Origin of the sequence: Camelimonas abortus (assembly GCF_042432745.1) — a bacterium.
Taxonomy (GTDB): Bacteria; Pseudomonadota; Alphaproteobacteria; order Rhizobiales; family Beijerinckiaceae; genus Camelimonas; species Camelimonas abortus.
Genome location: NZ_JBHLWR010000006.1, coordinates 2,837,354 through 2,852,090 on the forward strand (window position 1 = coordinate 2,837,354; position 14,737 = coordinate 2,852,090).

A 14,737-nucleotide genomic window follows, 5' to 3' on the forward strand; every position below is an offset into this window, starting at 1 on the left:
CGTCATGGTGGTGAAATCCTCCGCGACAGGGAGGCGCGGCGGCGGCCGGGCGCTCCGCGACGGAGAGCGACAGGCGGGAAGAGGATGCAGGCAGCCAACGACGACCGGGTGCGCATCAGCGCCGGCGGCATGGTGGCGGAGATCGAGCCGTTCGGGGCCGAGCTCGCCATCCTGCGCGACCGTGACGGCCGCGACCTGCTTTATGACGGCGACCCGCGTTACTGGACCGGCCGGGCGCCGCTGCTGTTTCCTGTCGTCGGCGCGCTGGCGGGCGGCGCCTACCGGCTGGGCCGGCAGGAATGGCGCATGCCGCAGCACGGTTTCGCCCGGCGCTGCCGCTTCTCCGTCACTTTCCGCGAGGCGGACAGCGTCGGGCTGCGCCTGCGCGAGAACGCCCTCTCGCGCGAGATGTATCCCTTTCCCTTCCAGCTGGACGTCGTCTACCGCGTCGCCGGCGACGCGCTGGAGGTGGAGGCGCTCGTGACCAATCGCGGCCGGCGGCCGATGCCGGCGGCGTTCGGTTTCCACCCGGCCTTCCGCTGGCCGCTGCCCTATGGCGGCGCGCGCGAGGAGCACGCGCTCGTCTTCGAGTTTCCGGAGCCCGGTCCGCTGCGCCGGCCGGACGCCAGCGGCCTGCTGCTGCCGCCGCTGCGCCGCAGCCCGGTGGGGCCGGACGGGCGCCTGCCGCTTTCCGACAGCCTGTTCGACGAGGGCGCGCTGGTGTTCTGCGCGGCGCGCAGCCGCCGGGTGCTCTATGGCGCGCCGGGCCGGCCGCACATCGCCGTGACGTTTCCGGAGATGCCGGACCTCGGCGTGTGGAGCAAGCCGCGGGCGCAGGCGCCGTTCGTGTGCATCGAGCCATGGCACGGCTACGCCGACGCCGCGCCGCTGCCGGGCGATCCGGCCCGGCCGGGCGATCTCTACGAGAAGCCGGGCATGGTCGAGCTGCCGCCAGGCGCTTCGCGCGCCTTCGCCATGCGCATCGCGCTGGTGGAGGGGTGAAGGCCAGGGCTCCGCGGCGGAGCCGCGCCTCGGGCGGCGGGCGCGCGACGGGCGAAGCCGCCGCCCCGCCCTCACTTCCAGGCGTAGTTGAAGCTGACGGAGATGCGCGCCTCCTCCTCCGATTCATTCATCGGCACCTCGTGGCGCAGCCAGCTCTCCCACAGCAGGACTTCGCCGGGCTCGGGCGTGAGGCGGACGAACGGCCGGCCGGTCTCGCCGCGGCGCAGCGGCGCCGCCATCATGAAGGCGAGGCGCGGGTCTTCGAAGCGGATGGCCGCAGAGCCCGGCGGCAGCGCCACGTAGAAGGTGCCGCTGATCACCGAATGCGGGTGCAGGTGCGAGGAGTGCATGCCGCCCGGCGGCAGCACGTTCACCCACAGCGAATCGCATTCAAGCCGGCCGCCTTTCAGGTCGAAGTCCAGGGCGGCGGCGAAGCGCTCCACGTGCCGGTCCAGCTCTTTCTGCAGCTGGCCGAAGACGGGGAAACGCCACGGCAGGTCGTCCAGCGAGGCGTAGGAGGTGTAGCCCGGATAGCCGTTGGCCTCGCACCAGGCGAGGCCGGCCTCGTCGTCTTCGGCGAGGCTGCGGCAGGCGCCGTCCAGCTCGCGCACCAGCGGATCGTCCGCGCCGGCGGCGATGCGGGCGCGGTAGATGGGGGTGGCGAAATGCAGGGAAATGGAATGATCGTCGCTGCTCATGCCCCTGTATTGCGCGCCGGCGCGGCGAGGTCAAAGCGCCGTGTCACCGCAGGGGGCGGCGCGGCCGCCCCGCGGCGGAAAAACCGCGCCTGAGGGTTGCAATCGCCGGCCCCGGCGCCCATCCTCACGTCCAGGGCGACCCCGATTTCAGGAGGAAAGCCAATGACTTCGAACGTGATGGAACGTGGCCTTTACAAGACTGGCGACGGCTGGGTTCAGGTGGTCGCGGGCGAGGAGCTGCGCCGGGTGCGGGCCCAGGCCTATCTCGCCAGCGGCGCGCAGCCGCCGCTCGAGCACCTGCCGCTGCGCCGCCAGGACGGGGAGGACGCGGAGGCGTCCCGCCAGAACGCGGCGCGCCCGAACTGAGCCGGTGACTTCCGCGCGCCAGGCTCCCCCAGGGCGAAGCCGGGCGTCGCCGGCGAGGGCGCGCGACAGGTCCCGGCGGAGGAGGTGAGACAGGCGGCGTGATCCGCCTGTCGCTGCCTTGGCGCGCCTGTCCGGCGCAGGCCCGCCCCCGCCGTCCTGCGGGCGGGCGCCGCCTGGTCGCCGGCTTCCCGGCGGCGGGTTTCGCCGCGCGCCGCGCCGGCGTCCTTTGCGGCGTCGGTTGGGGTGAGGCTGGCCCGGCAGGGGGGCCTGGCGGCCGCGCTCCTGCCTGCGGCTTGCGCCGCTCCGACCCCGGCGGGTCTGGCCGTATCCGGCAGTTACGCCATCCCTGAACTCCAGCCTCCGTGACCCCATGCGCCCACGACGCCCGTGGGCGCATGGGGTCATTGTCTCGTTCCCATGAAAGATTTATAAGTATATGAAAATAGTATACATGCGCTGATTTGGCGTTGTCTTTGGAAAATCCGGCAATATTATCTTCACGGTCTGATATATTGCATTCTGGCTCCTGTTTCTGGCGCGTATTGGCACGGTCCGCGCAGGGAGCGCGCGCCGGTTACGGCGCAATGCTGCGGCTCCCGCTCGCGGTTCGCCAGCGTTTCCGCCGCGCCCGACGCGCGGCGGCTGCGCCGCCCTGACGGTCCCCGGAGGCGGGGTCGCCATGGGGGAGGGCGCCGGCGGCCGCAGGCGCGTTTTGCGGGCGGACGGAGCAACGGCGGCGGCCGGGCAGGCGGCCCGCATTCCCCATTCGCCCCCACGGCTGCCGCTGCCGCTGACGCTGACGCTGACGGTGACGCCGCGCGCCGGCGGGCGCCCGACGTTTCGCATTGGAACCGCCGGAGGCGGGGCCACGGCCCGACCCTCATGACACCGCACGCCATTCCCCGGTCAGGGACGCCGCCGCCGTGGTCTGCGCCGCCCGCCCGATCCGCCGCGATCCGTCGCCCCTCAAAACATGCAAACAGTTTGCAATTGCAAAGATGGCTGCGGCCGGCATTTATTGCAACTGCTTTGCATAAGCGAATCGGTGGAGGAGAGATGAGCCGGACAGTCACGATCCGGAACAGGGGCGCGGCGCTGGCCCGCGCCGGCGGCCTCGCCCTGCTGGCGCTGGCGGGCGCGGACGCAGCGGCTGGCGCCGCGGAACAGGAGGGGGCGCGCCGGCGACGGCCGCCTGAAGCGGAGGCGCCGGCCGGGGACGCCCTGGCGGGCCTTTCATGGGGGATGGAGGCCTCCGCCGACCTGATGGCGAACGCGCGCGGCGGCCGGCGCCGCGCCGGCGGGGCCGCGCTCGCGGCCCGGCCCCATGTGGACGCCGACCTCGAGGCGCTCGCCGGCTGGCGCGGCGCCAGCCTGCACGCCGGTATCCAGCTGGCAGGCGGCCGGGGGCTCGCGGTCGTGACCGGCGCCTTTGCGCCGCCCTCCGGCGCCGAGACCGCGCCGACGTTGCGGCCGGCCGGGATCTGGCTGCGCCAGAGCCTTGCCGGGGGCGCGCTCACGCTGCGCGCCGGCCATCTGCTCGCCGATTCCGCCTTCGCCGCGCTCACGGCCGCCGGTGCGTTCGTCAACGCCGGCTTTGGCTGGCCTCTGCCCGCCGCCGCGGCGCTGCCCGGCGGGGGGCCGGCATGGCCGGCGGCCGCTCCCGGCGTCGAGGCGCAGGCGCGGCTCGCGCCGGCCTGGACCTTCCGGGCCGGCGTTTACGCCGGCGCGCCGTGGCGGAGCGGGCGCTGGAACCGTCGCGGTCCTGGCCGGGCGTGGCGCCATGGCGCCTTCATGATCGCCGAGCTGGCGGGCGAGGGCGCGGGGCCTGGCGACCTTCCCGGCGCGCTGAAGTTCGGCGCCTGGCGGGCCACGCAGCGGTTCCCCGCGCCGGACGCCGCCCCGCCCGCGCAGCGCGGCCATGGCCTGCACGGCTTCCACGTGGCGGTGGAGCAGACGCTGTGGCGCGGCGCCGGCGGCGGCGAGGTCACGGCGTTCGGGCGCCTGTCATGGACGCCGCTCGCCCGGCGCGCGCCGGTGGATCTCGCCATTGACGCCGGCGTCACCGTCACCGGCCTGCTCGCGGCGCGGCCGGACGACGTGCTCGCCGTCGGCGCCGTTTACGCCCGCCCCGTCCGCTCCGCCTGCGCGGACCTGGAGAGGGAGCGGCTTCCGGTTCCGGAACTGACGCTTGAGGCGTCGTGGCGCGCCGCCGTGACCGGCGGGCTGTCGCTCCAGCCTTTCGTGCAGTACGTGCGCCGCCCCGGCGGGGGCGGGCCCGACGCGCTGCGGCCATGGCGGCGTACGCCCGATGCGGTGGTGGTGGGCCTGCGGACCTCGACCGAGCTGCCTGCGCAATGAACGGGGCGGGACAGGCAGGCGGCCGCGCGCCGCATGTTTGCAACTGGTTTTCACTTGCACATCAGGGCGGCGAGCGCCAGAGTGCGGCGACGTCGCGTGAAAGGGACGGTGAAGCAATGAGGGAAATGCGGAACGGGGCGACGGAAGGCGCCGCCATGACGACGCGGCGCGCCCGCGCCGCGGCGATGGCGGGCGGGGGGCGGCGCGGGGCGCTCGTCGCCCTCGCCCTGCTGGCGCTGGCGGCGCTGTTTGCGGGCGCGCCGGCCGCGGCGCAGTCCGCGCCGGAGAAAAAGTTCAAGGTGGTGACCACATTCACCGTGATCGCCGACATGGCCCGCAACGTGGCCGGCGATGCGGCGGTGGTGGAGTCGATCACCCGGCCGGGAGCGGAGATCCATAACTACCAGCCCACGCCCGGCGACATCGAGCGGGCCCTGGGGGCCGGGCTCATCCTGCGCAACGGCCTTGGGCTTGAGCTGTGGTTCGAGAAGTTCCTGCGCAAGCTTGGCGACGTGCCGGAGGCGGTGGTCTCGGCCGGCGTCGCGCCCATCGGCATCGGCGAGGGGCCGTACAGCGGCAAGCCGAATCCGCACGCCTGGCTGTCGCCCTCGGCGGCGCTCATCTACGTCGACAACATCCGCGACGCGCTGGCGAAGCACGACCCGGCCAATGCGGAGACCTACCGCCGCAACGCCGAGCGTTACAAGGAGCAGATCCGCGCCGTCGTGGCGCCGGTCCGCGCCGAAATTGAGTCCGTGCCCGAGAGCGCCCGCTGGCTGGTGACCAGCGAAGGGGCGTTCTCCTATCTGGCCCGGGATTTCGGGCTGAAGGAACTGTATCTGTGGCCGATCAACGCCGACCAGCAGGGCACGCCGCAGCAGGTGCGCAAGGTGATCGACGCGATGCGCGCCATCCATGCGCCGGTGATTTTCTCGGAGAGCACCGTCTCCGACCGGCCGGCGAAGCAGGTGGCGCGCGAAACCGGCGCCCGCTACGGCGGCGTGCTGTATGTGGATTCGCTCACCGGCCCGGACGGTCCGGCGCCGACCTATCTCGACCTGCTGCGCGTCACCGCCGCCACGATCGCCAGGGGCCTGAAAGGGGAGACGGGCAAATGACGCGCTGAAGCCGGCGCCGGCGGCGGCCGGTTACCGGCGCCCGGCGTTCCGGAAGGGTGGTCCCGGGGGGCGGGATGACCGCGGCTCCCCCCGATGCGAAAAGCCCGGCGCAAAGGCCGGGCAAATCGCAGTTGCGGAAGGATCACGCCAGATCAGAACCGGTAATTCAGCCCGGCGCGGACGATATGGAAGGCGCCCGGCTGCCTGACGCGCGCTACGGTGACCCCGTCGTCTGCGGTCAGCTGCATGATGGTTGGACGGAAGCTGAGATAAAGATACTCCGCGTTCACCGACCAGTTGCGGCTGACGGCGTATTCCACGCCAGCGCCCGCAGTCCATCCCCACGCGTTGCGTTGTACGCTTGCGGAGTCAAACGTATCCGTCCTCCAGGTCGCGCGAGGAACGGTCAGTTTGCCGGACCGGCTCAAGGACTGTCTGAGCTTGCCGTAGGCGGCGCCGCCGGTCGCGTACAGGAGCAGGTCGGGCGAGGCGAGAACGCCGACGCGTCCGCGCACGGCGCCAAACGCCGCCAGGCGTGTATCGGCCCTGCCGCTTGCGATGTAGGTCTGCCTGGTATCTAAGTCCGGCTGGTCACCAGGGGTGAAGGCGCCGCTCAGGGTGGTGTGCTGCCCGCTCAGGAGCAGGTTGTATTCGCCGGTGACGCCCAGCACCAGCGGGCCCGCCTGCAACGAGTAACCAGCGTTGATCCCGGTGGTGAAGACCGCGGTTTTGTTGCCGATTGGGCTGAGCGGGATGGTCTCACCGCCCCTGCGAAAATACCTGGCGTCCGGGATGCTGCCACGCGGATCTCCGTACAGGGTGGCGGCTCCGGCGGTTACGCCGATATGGAAACCAGTCCAGTTCGGGCCCCGGGGCGCGGCGGCCGGCGCGACCGGCGCCGGCGAATGATACGACGCTGGCAAATCGGCGGCGAACGCGGCGGACGCCGACATCGCGAGAATGGATGCGGCGCAGACGAGTCTGTTGTTCATGAATTGTCCCCTCTGTTTCTGGAGTAGTACGTGCGCTGCAGCTTCCATGACTGGCGCGGCCAGTCATGCGTCAGTATTGTCTGGACGCTTCCGGCGTATTGGGCGCACGGTCACTCCGCGATGTTCTGGAGAACATTCTTGACTTTTACTTGAAGCAATCTGAAATTTGGGAGGGGTGTTTAAATAAACAAGGAAAGTATATCTATTATCCATCAAGGTATCTGGTGAATCTGGGCGCCGGGCCCGGAGCGTCAGCCGCCAGGCGGGTTTATGAGGCGGATGGCGTGACAGCCGTGATCGCGGCGGATCTTTCCGCGCCCGCGCGGGCAGCGGCCGAAAGAGGGCGGGAACAGGCGCGGCCGGGCGGGAGAGGGGATGGCCAGCGGCCGTGACCGCGGCCAAGCGCCGCTGCAGGGGGGTCAGACGTTCAGGCCGCGCTGGCAGGCGACGCCGACGCCGCCGAGGCCGCAGTAGCCGCCGGGATTTTTGGCCAGATACTGCTGGTGGTATTCCTCGGCGTAATAGAACGGCGGCGCCGGCGCGATTTCCGTGGTGATGGCGCCGTAACCGGCGGCGCGCAGCTGCTGCTGGTAAGCGTCGCGCATCTTGCGCGCCGTGGCGAGCTGCTCTTCCGGAGCGTAAATCACCGAGCGGTACTGCGTGCCGACGTCATTGCCCTGGCGCATGCCCTGGGTCGGGTCGTGGTTCTCGAAGAACACGGCCAGCAGCTCCTCCAGCGGCAGGCGCGCAGGGTCATGGACCACCAGCACCACCTCCGCGTGGCCGGTGAGGCCGGAACAAACTTCTTCATAAGTAGGATTGGGCGTGAGACCGCCGGCGTAGCCCACGGCGGTCACCGCCACGCCCGGCAGATTCCACATCAGCCGCTCCGCGCCCCAGAAACACCCCATGCCGAGCTGGATGGCGGCCAGGCCGGGCCAGGGGCCATGCAGCGGCGCGCCGGTGACGAAGTGCCGGCTGGCGGTGGGGATGGGCTCCGCGCGCCCCGGCAGCGCCTCCTCCGGCGTCGGCAGCTCCAGCTTCTTGCGCATCAGGAACATGACGTCCTCCCTTCACGGCGCCCTGCCGCCGCCCGTCGTGACGGCGCGGCGCGTCTGGGGGCGTCCCGCCGCGCGCCAGGAAACGCCAGCCCCCGGTTCGCCGGGCGTCGCCCGGGGGAAAGCCGCGCGCCTGCACGCCGCACGTCACAATATGGGCCGCCCGGCGGCCCTGCGCCAGCCCTGCCGTTGCAGGCGAACCGGCGCGCGTCAGGCGGCGGTCGCCCGCCGGACCGCTTCCGGTCCGTCGACGCCCCAGTCCGTCGACGCCCCGGTCCTGGCGGCGCCGGCGTCAGTCCGCGCCTCCGCCGCTCCGCCGCTCCGTCGCCGCGTCGACGCCCCGGCGCCGGTTCTCCGCGGCTGTTCCGCCGGGGCGCCTGTCAGCGTTCGCCGTCCAGGGGCTCAGGCCCAGGGCGCCCGGCCGCCGCCTGCGCGTCCGCTTCTGGCGCCCTGCGCCCGCGCGTCGCGTCCCGATGCGGTTGGGCGTCCGCCGGGCGCATGGCGGCCGCGGCGTTCCACGGGACGCCGCCGCCGACATCGCCCCCGCCCCGCGCCGGGCCCCGGGCGTCCGGCCGCAGCGTCGCCTGCTCCGCTCCCGCCTCCGGACGCGCGGCGCCGGAGGCCCGGCTTGCGGCCGCCCGTGCGCCGGCTGGCCGGCCCCGGCGGGAGCCCGGCTTCAACGGCGCGCCAGACGGCGGGTCAGCTCCTTCGCCACCGGCGCCTGCAGTCGCGGCGCAGGAGCCAGACGGCCGGAGGCGTCGCAGGCGCGGACGCACACCCGTCGCACCCGGTCTTCCCGCGCCAGCTCCACCAGCCAGGTCTCCCCCGGCTCATCCGCCGCGCCCACCCGCCAGACCGCGGCGGCGAGGCGCAGGCGCGCCGCCGTGGCCTCGGCGTCCGCCGCCAGCAGCGCCGCGGTCATGCCGCGCCGGGCCAGGGCGCGCGCCAGCCGCAGCGCCGGCTCCAGCCGCGCCGCCCGGCGCATGTCGAGCACCGCCACAAGGCAGCCGGCTCCGGCGAGCGCCTGCGGGGCCACAGGCGCGCGCCCCGTCCACGCCGTTTCGATGCGCCGCACCAGCGTCGCCGCAGCCACGGCCGGCGCCTGCGTGTCCCACAGGCTTGGCGCCAGCAGGTCCGCCGGCGGCGCCAGCCAGGCGGCCGGCCGGCCCGAGCGCAGGCAGAACCCCAGCGCGAAGGCCTCCGCCGCCAGCCCGTCCCGCCGCACCGCCGCGGCGTCCGCGCCGGCGGCGCCCTCGCGCGCGGCGGGCTCGATCACATGCGTCTGGCCGGGCGCCACGCCGCCGTCGGCCAGCACATTGTCCAGCTCCGCCACCCCGAACAGCCGGGGGCGGATCCGCGCCTGCGCGCTGGAGGCCTCGCCTGTCGGAACCACCCGCCGATTCTCCGCTAATGACAGACCGCGCAACGGTTTGCGTATGCGCCGGGCCTCAGCCCGGGCCCGGACGCGCGCATGTATGTTCACTATTTGTTCGTTTGGCGGCGCTGTCAACGCCCGCGGACGCGCGCCGCCGCGCCGGAGGGGGAGCGGGGGCGGCCGGCGTCTTCGTCCGGCGCGCGTGTCGTCCGGGCGCCGCGAAAGGGCGCGGCGCGCCCCCTTTCGCCTCACGCCGGCACGTCGTCGTCGCCGGCGGCGCCGCCTTCGTTCTCCCAAGCGTTGACGTGGCGCGCGGTGGCGGCGGTGAAGCGCAGGCGCACGCCTGCGCCCATGTCGCCGCCCTTGCGGTCCTCTGCGATGAACACCGCGCCGAATGACTCCAGCGCGGCGCGGATGGCCTGCGCCTGCCGCGCGTCCGGCAGGTCGGCGCCTGCTTCGAACGTTTCGATGAGCGCCGCGTTCACGCCGCTGCGCTGCGCCAGCGTCGCGACGGAAACGCCGGTGAGGGCCCGCGCGGCCGCGCACTGGGCTCCGGTGATGGGCTGGGTCATGTCGTCGCTCCTTCGCCTGCATGGGAGGCCGCGCTGCGGGGCGCCTGTGGCGGCGCGCCCGTGCGCGTCTCGCCGGTGAGGAAGCGGGTGAAATTGGGCTGCCCGGTCGCCGCCGTCAGCCCGCCGTCGACGACGATGGCCGCGCCCGTCACGTAGGATGCCGCCGGCGATGCCAGGAAGAAAATCACTTCGGCGATTTCGTGCGGCTGCGCCGGCCGCCCGAGGGCGATGGCCTCCCCGTAGCGCCGCGCGATTTCCGGCGTCTCGCGCAGCTGCGCCGAAAGCGCCGTCTCCACCAGCCCGGGGCAGACGGCGTTGACCCGCACCCCCTCCCCGCCATGATCCAGCGCCATGGCGCGGGTGAGATTGATCACCGCCGCCTTGGAGGCGTTGTAGGCGGCGAAGCCGTGATCGCCGCCAAGCCCGGAAATGGAGGCCACGTTCACGATATTGCCGCGCCGGCGGATGAGGTGCGGCAACGCCGCGCGGCTGGCGTAAAACACGCCGTCCACGTTCACCGCGAACACCTGCCGCCATTTTTCGTCACGCAGCCGGTCCACATGGCCGAAACCGCCGATGCCGGCGTTGTTGACCAGCACGTCGACGCCGCCGCCCCAGGCGGCCGCCTCGGCGACGGCCGCGTCCACCTCCTGCGGCGACGCCACGTCGGCGGTGAGGGCGAGGGCGCGCGCCGCATGGGAAGGCGGCAGCGCCGCCAGCTGGCGCGCCAGCGCCTGCGCGTCGCGGTCAACCAGCGCCGCCCGGTCGCCAGCCGCCAGAAAGCGCGCCGCCGTCGCGGCGCCGATGCCGGAGCCCGCGCCGGTTATCACCACGACCCTGGGACCGTCCTGCATGCCCTCCTCCCCGTGCGTGCGCGGGTTTTCCCGCTGTCAGGAGGGCATGATCGGCCCCGGCGGCGATCCGGGTCAAGGCGCCCCTCGGGGCGCCGTCAGCGCCGCCGGCGCCACAGGGCGGCGAGGCCCTGGCCGGCGAGGCCGCCGGCGATGAAGCCGCTTCCCCCAGCCGCCATCGACCACAGGGCGGAGCCAGCGGCGTCGCCCATGCCGACATTGAGCCCGAAGGCGCAGGCGCCGCAGGCGAGGCCCGCGGCGGTCGCCGCGCCGGCGCGCCCGTGCCAGCCCAGAACAAGGCCGGCGATGACGCTGGCGATCACCCAGATTCCCCACAGTCGCAGCATGTCGCCACCCCGTTCGCGCGGGTTCGCGCCCCTGTCAGATGCGCCCTTGCGCCCGCCTGCGCAATCACCGCCGCCGGGGCGGGCGGCTGCAGGGCCCGCGCGGCCGGACGGCGTGAAACAAAACATGCGTGCTTTCTGGCTGGCGCAGGATATTTTTTCACAGAACCGGAGGAAACGTCGCCGCCGCGCAGGCGGCCAGGGGAGCAGGGCGAATGGGTGAGATTGACGGCGGCGTCGCGTGGCGGCGCCTGGTGGCGGCCGTGCTGCTGAGCACCATCGGCGGCGTCGGCATGTGGTCGGTGGTGGTGGTGATGCCTGCGGTGCAGGCGGAGTTCGGCGTGGACCGCGCCGCCACCTCGCTCCCCTTCACCATGGTGATGCTGGGCTTTGGCGTCGGCGGCGTGGCCTTCGGCCGGCTGGCCGACCGCACGGGCGTGGCCGCGCCCATGGCGCTGGGAACGCTGCTGATGGCGGCCGGCTACGCCGCCAGCGCCGCGGCGCCGGGCATTCCTGCCTTCGCGCTGCTGTTTTTCTTCATCGGCGCCGGTTCATCGGCCTGTTTCGGGCCGCTGGTGGCGGACATCTCCTGCTGGTTCCTGAAACGTCGCGGCCTTGCGGTGGCGATCTGCGCCTCCGGCAATTACCTCGCCGGCGCGTTCTGGCCGCCGGTGGTCGAGCGCTCGGTGGCGCTGTGGGGCTGGCGCGCGACGCATGTGGGCGTGGCGCTGTTTTGCGTGGCGACGATGATTCCGCTGGCGCTGCTGCTGCGCCGGCGCGCGCCGGCGGTTCCCTCCGGGGCGGCGGGAGCCGTGCAGGCGTTCGCCGATCCGGTCCGGGCGCTGCGCATCAGCCCGGCGCGGCTGCAGACGCTGCTGGCGCTGGCGGGGGTGGCCTGCTGCGTCGCCATGGCCATGCCGCAGGCGCACATCGTCTCCTATTGCGGCGACTTGGGCTATGGCGCGGCGCGCGGCGCGGAGATGCTGTCGCTGATGCTTGCCTGCGGCATCATCAGCCGCATCGGCTGCGGCTTCATCGCCGACCGCATCGGCGGTCTGGGGGCGCTGTTTCTCAGCTCCGTGGCCCAGGGCGTGGCGCTTGCGCTCTACCTGATGTTCGACAGCCTGCCGTCGCTTTACGTGATCTCGGCGCTGTTCGGCCTGTTCCAGGGCGGTCTGGTGCCCAGCTACGCCATCATCGTGCGCGAATATTTCCCGGCTGGCGAGGCAGGCGGCCGCGTCGGCGTGCTGGTGTTCGCCACCGTGATCGGCATGGCGCTGGGCGGCTGGATGTCGGGGCTGATCTTTGACGTCACCGGCTCCTACCAGGCCGCGTTCCTCAACGGGCTGATGTTCAACCTGATGAACGGCGGCGTCGTGCTGTTCCTGCTGCTGCGCCAGCGGGGGCTGCACCGGCCGGCGATGGCGGCCGCGTGAGCGGCGGCCCGCGCGCGGGCGCGCCGGAGCCGGTTCGGGCCCGGGCCAGGGCCGGCTTCATGCGGGGTTCATGCAGGGTCCAGGTCGTGCGTCGCACGGCGGGCTGTGGCTGACGCGCCCGCCGCGCGCCGGCGGCCTTGCTGCGCCGGCGTCGCCATGGCATTTAGGGACGGTGACTGTCTCCGGCCTTTCCGGCCGAGGTTCGCAGCGTCGGGCGCGCGGCGTCGCGGCGCGCGGAGAAGGCGCGGGAGCGCCGCCGGGAAGCGACGGGCCTGTAGCTCAATGGTTAGAGCCGGCCGCTCATAACGGTCTGGTTGCAGGTTCGAGTCCTGCCGGGCCCACCATAAAATCAATGACTTAGGCTAAAATTGCGGAGTGCTCGCAGGTTCATTGAACCTAACGCCCGTCATCTCGGCCCTATCTCAAACAGCCTGTCGAGCCTGTCAGCCAGCCGGCCAATCGCCTGGCTGATGCGATCCTCCATCTCGCGCATGGCCTTTGCGGTGACGTAGGTTTGGGCAACCTCGACCCTGAACGCGTCCAACTCACGCGACTGCTGGTTGATCTGGGATTGAAGCTTCCACACAACTCCGCTGAGCACAGACATAATGGCGACGACGGCGGCAATCTCCTGCCAAGCTGCTAGCTCCATGCGTGCCACCTCACTCGCACCAGGCCTTGCGGCGTGCATTCGATGCTTTCACTTCGCCAATCGTCTCGGCAGTGTCGTGCTGGCTCCAGCTAATCGCGCGCCATTGAGCGCACGTCGCTTCAGTCCCTACGCCACCCGTCGTCGCGGCGCAGGCAGTCAGGATCGGCAGCACAGCGGCGAGCGTCAGCATCAGCGCGATTCGCTTCATCGGTAAGCCCTCTTTCAATGTGGATTTGCCGGGCGGTGGCGTCGGCCTTGCCGCGCTCATAGGCCAGATCATTGATGCGCCACGCGAGCAGCGCGAGCACCGCGACAGCGCCAATCGCGGCCACAGTGCGCCAGTGAGTGAGAATGAATGCAATCATGCCGCCACCGCATAGCCTAGCGCGTCAGCCACCTGCGCCGCCTTGCGCTGCTGCTGCGCCCGCCAGATAGCGCCGCCGACAGCAAGCGCCACGCCAGCGACAACCAGCACGGCGACGATGCCATTGACAGTGGCAGACCCGCCGGCAAGAGGCGTCAGCGCATCACGAGCACCTTCAAGCGCCCCGCCGATCACGCCGAGCACAGACCCGCCGCCGATAGCCGCGTCAGCCATGCCGCTGGATGGCAACGGGCGTGCATCCTCGACATTCGCTTTGGCGGACATGCCTGGCTCGACGACGGTGACAGCCGGACCTACCTTGCCACGCGCCCACTGCTGGCCCGTTCTGAGCACGTCAGAGACGCGCCGCGACCAGCCCTTTCCGAACGTCGGCCAGGTTTTGAGTGCCTGAAGGAAAGCCATGCGACGCGCGCAAATGTCGGCAATCAGCGCGTCATGGTCTTTCACGTCCCAGCACGCGGCGATGGTCGCATTGCCGATGATGCCGTCCACGCGGACACCCAGCGCTCGCTGAAGCCACTTTGCCGACTGAGCGACGCCGCTATTCACCGCGCCGTCAAAGACGACGTAATCCACACCAGGCGGCAGGTCGTCTCCGCGGATTTTCTCCCAATACTGCTGACGATAGATCGCCTGCAATTCGGCGTCAGTGATCTGCCGGACGGACCGAGTAGGCAGACCACGCCGCTTGCGCTCGGCATCATAGACCCGCTGGGTGACGCCACGGTTGGTAGCGCCGCCAGGGTCTGCCGGATGGTTCACGTAGCCGCCTTCGTGCTTCAGCACGGCGGAAAGAGCCTCTTTGTACGTTGATGCAGCCATGTGGAGCACCCATAAAAAAGCCCGCCGAAGCGGGTCAGATGGTCAGGATTGCGAGCCCCCAGAGCGCGCCGGTTAGCGCCTCTGCGAGCCATATCGGGTTGTGCGGTCGGAGCCGCCATGCTGCCTCGTATGCGACCACAATCAACGCCGCGAACGGAAAGGCGAGCAGGGCAGGCCACGCGCTGCCATAGACAAGAGCGATGCCGGCGAACGCAGGCAAGGCGAGCAAATTTCGCGCCCAGAAGGCCAGCGGGATGCGCCCGCGCGACCAGTCCAGCAACATCGCCTCGAACCAGCCCGGCGAGCGATCCGGCATGAATCGCCCCATGCCGATCAGATGGCCCCATGACGGGGTGGCCCAGAGCAGATAGCCAAGCGCCCAGATAGCGCCGAGCAGCGCCGATCCAGTCTGCATGACGGCAGCACCGGCAACCAGCGGCGTTACGTACCAGAGCGCCCGCCCAGGGAGCCAGCGGGGCCGCCAGCGGTCGTCACCACGCATCCGGTTCAGGACTGCGCACAGCAGGACGACCAGCACCGCCGTCATCGCCCGCCCTCATAGTGGTAGCGCACCACGTCGTGCAGGCGGGAAGCACTATCCCGGCCCGCGCACGCGGTCAGGGCGGCCAGCGCAAGGGCCGCCATCGTCATTCGGAGCCACATAGTATCCTCCGACAAAAAAAGCCCGCCAGAAGGCGGGCTGTTGTC

Annotated in this window: 16 protein-coding genes and 1 tRNA gene; 6 read left to right on the top strand and 11 right to left on the bottom strand. The window is 71.7% G+C overall.

From position 1 onward, the window contains the following. Nucleotides 1-84: 84 nt before the first annotated feature. Entirely contained in the window at nucleotides 85-1,002 is a 918-nt protein-coding gene (locus ACFFJB_RS14570; protein ID WP_376832441.1) for an aldose 1-epimerase family protein, read from the top strand. Nucleotides 1,003-1,073: 71 nt separating this feature from the next. On the opposite strand, the gene ACFFJB_RS14575 is transcribed toward ACFFJB_RS14570, so the two are convergent. Continuing rightward, complete coding sequence (locus ACFFJB_RS14575) at nucleotides 1,074-1,700, bottom strand: TIGR02466 family protein (RefSeq protein WP_376832443.1); 627 nt, start codon at nucleotides 1,698-1,700, stop codon at nucleotides 1,074-1,076. Nucleotides 1,701-1,862: 162 nt separating this feature from the next. On the opposite strand from ACFFJB_RS14575, the gene ACFFJB_RS14580 reads away from it, so the two are divergent. From ACFFJB_RS14580 to ACFFJB_RS14590, 3 genes are all read left to right on the top strand, one after another. Then, nucleotides 1,863-2,066, top strand: coding sequence for a hypothetical protein (locus ACFFJB_RS14580; RefSeq protein WP_376832445.1), 204 nt, complete (start codon nucleotides 1,863-1,865; stop codon nucleotides 2,064-2,066). A 1,056-nt stretch (nucleotides 2,067-3,122) separates the two neighbouring features. Beyond that, the gene (locus ACFFJB_RS14585) at nucleotides 3,123-4,424 is read left to right on the top strand and encodes a carbohydrate porin (RefSeq protein WP_376832447.1); all 1,302 of its coding nucleotides are present in this window, start codon (nucleotides 3,123-3,125) and stop codon (nucleotides 4,422-4,424) included. A 185-nt stretch (nucleotides 4,425-4,609) separates the two neighbouring features. Continuing rightward, nucleotides 4,610-5,542, top strand: coding sequence for a metal ABC transporter substrate-binding protein (locus ACFFJB_RS14590; RefSeq protein WP_376832724.1), 933 nt, complete (start codon nucleotides 4,610-4,612; stop codon nucleotides 5,540-5,542). 152 nt (nucleotides 5,543-5,694) lie between these two features. Here the strand turns inward: ACFFJB_RS14590 and ACFFJB_RS14595 are convergent, their stop codons facing one another. From ACFFJB_RS14595 to ACFFJB_RS14620, 6 genes are all read right to left on the bottom strand, one after another. Then, nucleotides 5,695-6,534: an outer membrane protein gene (locus ACFFJB_RS14595; RefSeq protein WP_376832449.1), complete on the bottom strand. Its 840-nt coding sequence runs from the start codon at nucleotides 6,532-6,534 to the stop codon at nucleotides 5,695-5,697. A 419-nt stretch (nucleotides 6,535-6,953) separates the two neighbouring features. Further along, on the bottom strand, nucleotides 6,954-7,595 hold the full coding sequence (gene msrA / locus ACFFJB_RS14600) for a peptide-methionine (S)-S-oxide reductase MsrA (RefSeq protein WP_376832451.1): 642 nt from the start codon (nucleotides 7,593-7,595) through the stop codon (nucleotides 6,954-6,956). Nucleotides 7,596-8,268: 673 nt separating this feature from the next. Continuing rightward, the gene (locus tag ACFFJB_RS14605) at nucleotides 8,269-8,985 is read right to left on the bottom strand and encodes a hypothetical protein (protein ID WP_376832453.1); all 717 of its coding nucleotides are present in this window, start codon (nucleotides 8,983-8,985) and stop codon (nucleotides 8,269-8,271) included. A gap of 230 nt (nucleotides 8,986-9,215) precedes the next feature. Then, nucleotides 9,216-9,539 carry an XRE family transcriptional regulator gene (locus tag ACFFJB_RS14610; RefSeq protein WP_376832455.1) on the bottom strand — a complete coding sequence of 108 codons (324 nt, stop codon included), beginning with the start codon at nucleotides 9,537-9,539 and terminating at the stop codon, nucleotides 9,216-9,218. Continuing rightward, complete coding sequence (budC, locus tag ACFFJB_RS14615) at nucleotides 9,536-10,393, bottom strand: meso-2,3-butanediol dehydrogenase (RefSeq protein WP_376832457.1); 858 nt, start codon at nucleotides 10,391-10,393, stop codon at nucleotides 9,536-9,538. Before budC ends, ACFFJB_RS14610 begins: the two co-directional genes overlap by 4 nt. A gap of 95 nt (nucleotides 10,394-10,488) precedes the next feature. Further along, nucleotides 10,489-10,737 (bottom strand): hypothetical protein, encoded by a 249-nt coding sequence (locus ACFFJB_RS14620; protein ID WP_376832459.1) that lies wholly within the window; start codon nucleotides 10,735-10,737, stop codon nucleotides 10,489-10,491. Nucleotides 10,738-10,949: 212 nt separating this feature from the next. Between ACFFJB_RS14620 and ACFFJB_RS14625 the strand changes: the two genes are divergently transcribed. Both ACFFJB_RS14625 and ACFFJB_RS14630 read left to right on the top strand, forming a co-directional pair. Next, entirely contained in the window at nucleotides 10,950-12,170 is a 1,221-nt protein-coding gene (locus ACFFJB_RS14625; RefSeq protein WP_376832461.1) for an MFS transporter, read from the top strand. Between the two features lie 268 nt (nucleotides 12,171-12,438). Continuing rightward, nucleotides 12,439-12,514, top strand: a tRNA-Ile gene (locus ACFFJB_RS14630). Nucleotides 12,515-12,576: 62 nt separating this feature from the next. Here the strand turns inward: ACFFJB_RS14630 and ACFFJB_RS14635 are convergent. The 4 genes from ACFFJB_RS14635 to ACFFJB_RS14650 form a co-directional block, all read right to left on the bottom strand. Then, a complete protein-coding gene (locus tag ACFFJB_RS14635; RefSeq protein ID WP_376832463.1) occupies nucleotides 12,577-12,822 on the bottom strand; it encodes a hypothetical protein in 246 nt (81 codons plus the stop codon). 119 nt (nucleotides 12,823-12,941) lie between these two features. Continuing rightward, complete coding sequence (locus ACFFJB_RS14640) at nucleotides 12,942-13,187, bottom strand: hypothetical protein (protein WP_376832465.1); 246 nt, start codon at nucleotides 13,185-13,187, stop codon at nucleotides 12,942-12,944. After that, a complete protein-coding gene (locus tag ACFFJB_RS14645; RefSeq protein ID WP_376832466.1) occupies nucleotides 13,184-14,029 on the bottom strand; it encodes a glycoside hydrolase family 108 protein in 846 nt (281 codons plus the stop codon). The genes ACFFJB_RS14640 and ACFFJB_RS14645 overlap by 4 nt, the downstream gene beginning before the upstream one ends. A gap of 34 nt (nucleotides 14,030-14,063) precedes the next feature. Further along, a complete protein-coding gene (locus tag ACFFJB_RS14650) occupies nucleotides 14,064-14,576 on the bottom strand; it encodes a hypothetical protein (protein WP_376832468.1) in 513 nt (170 codons plus the stop codon). Between the last annotated feature and the right edge of the window lie 161 nt (nucleotides 14,577-14,737).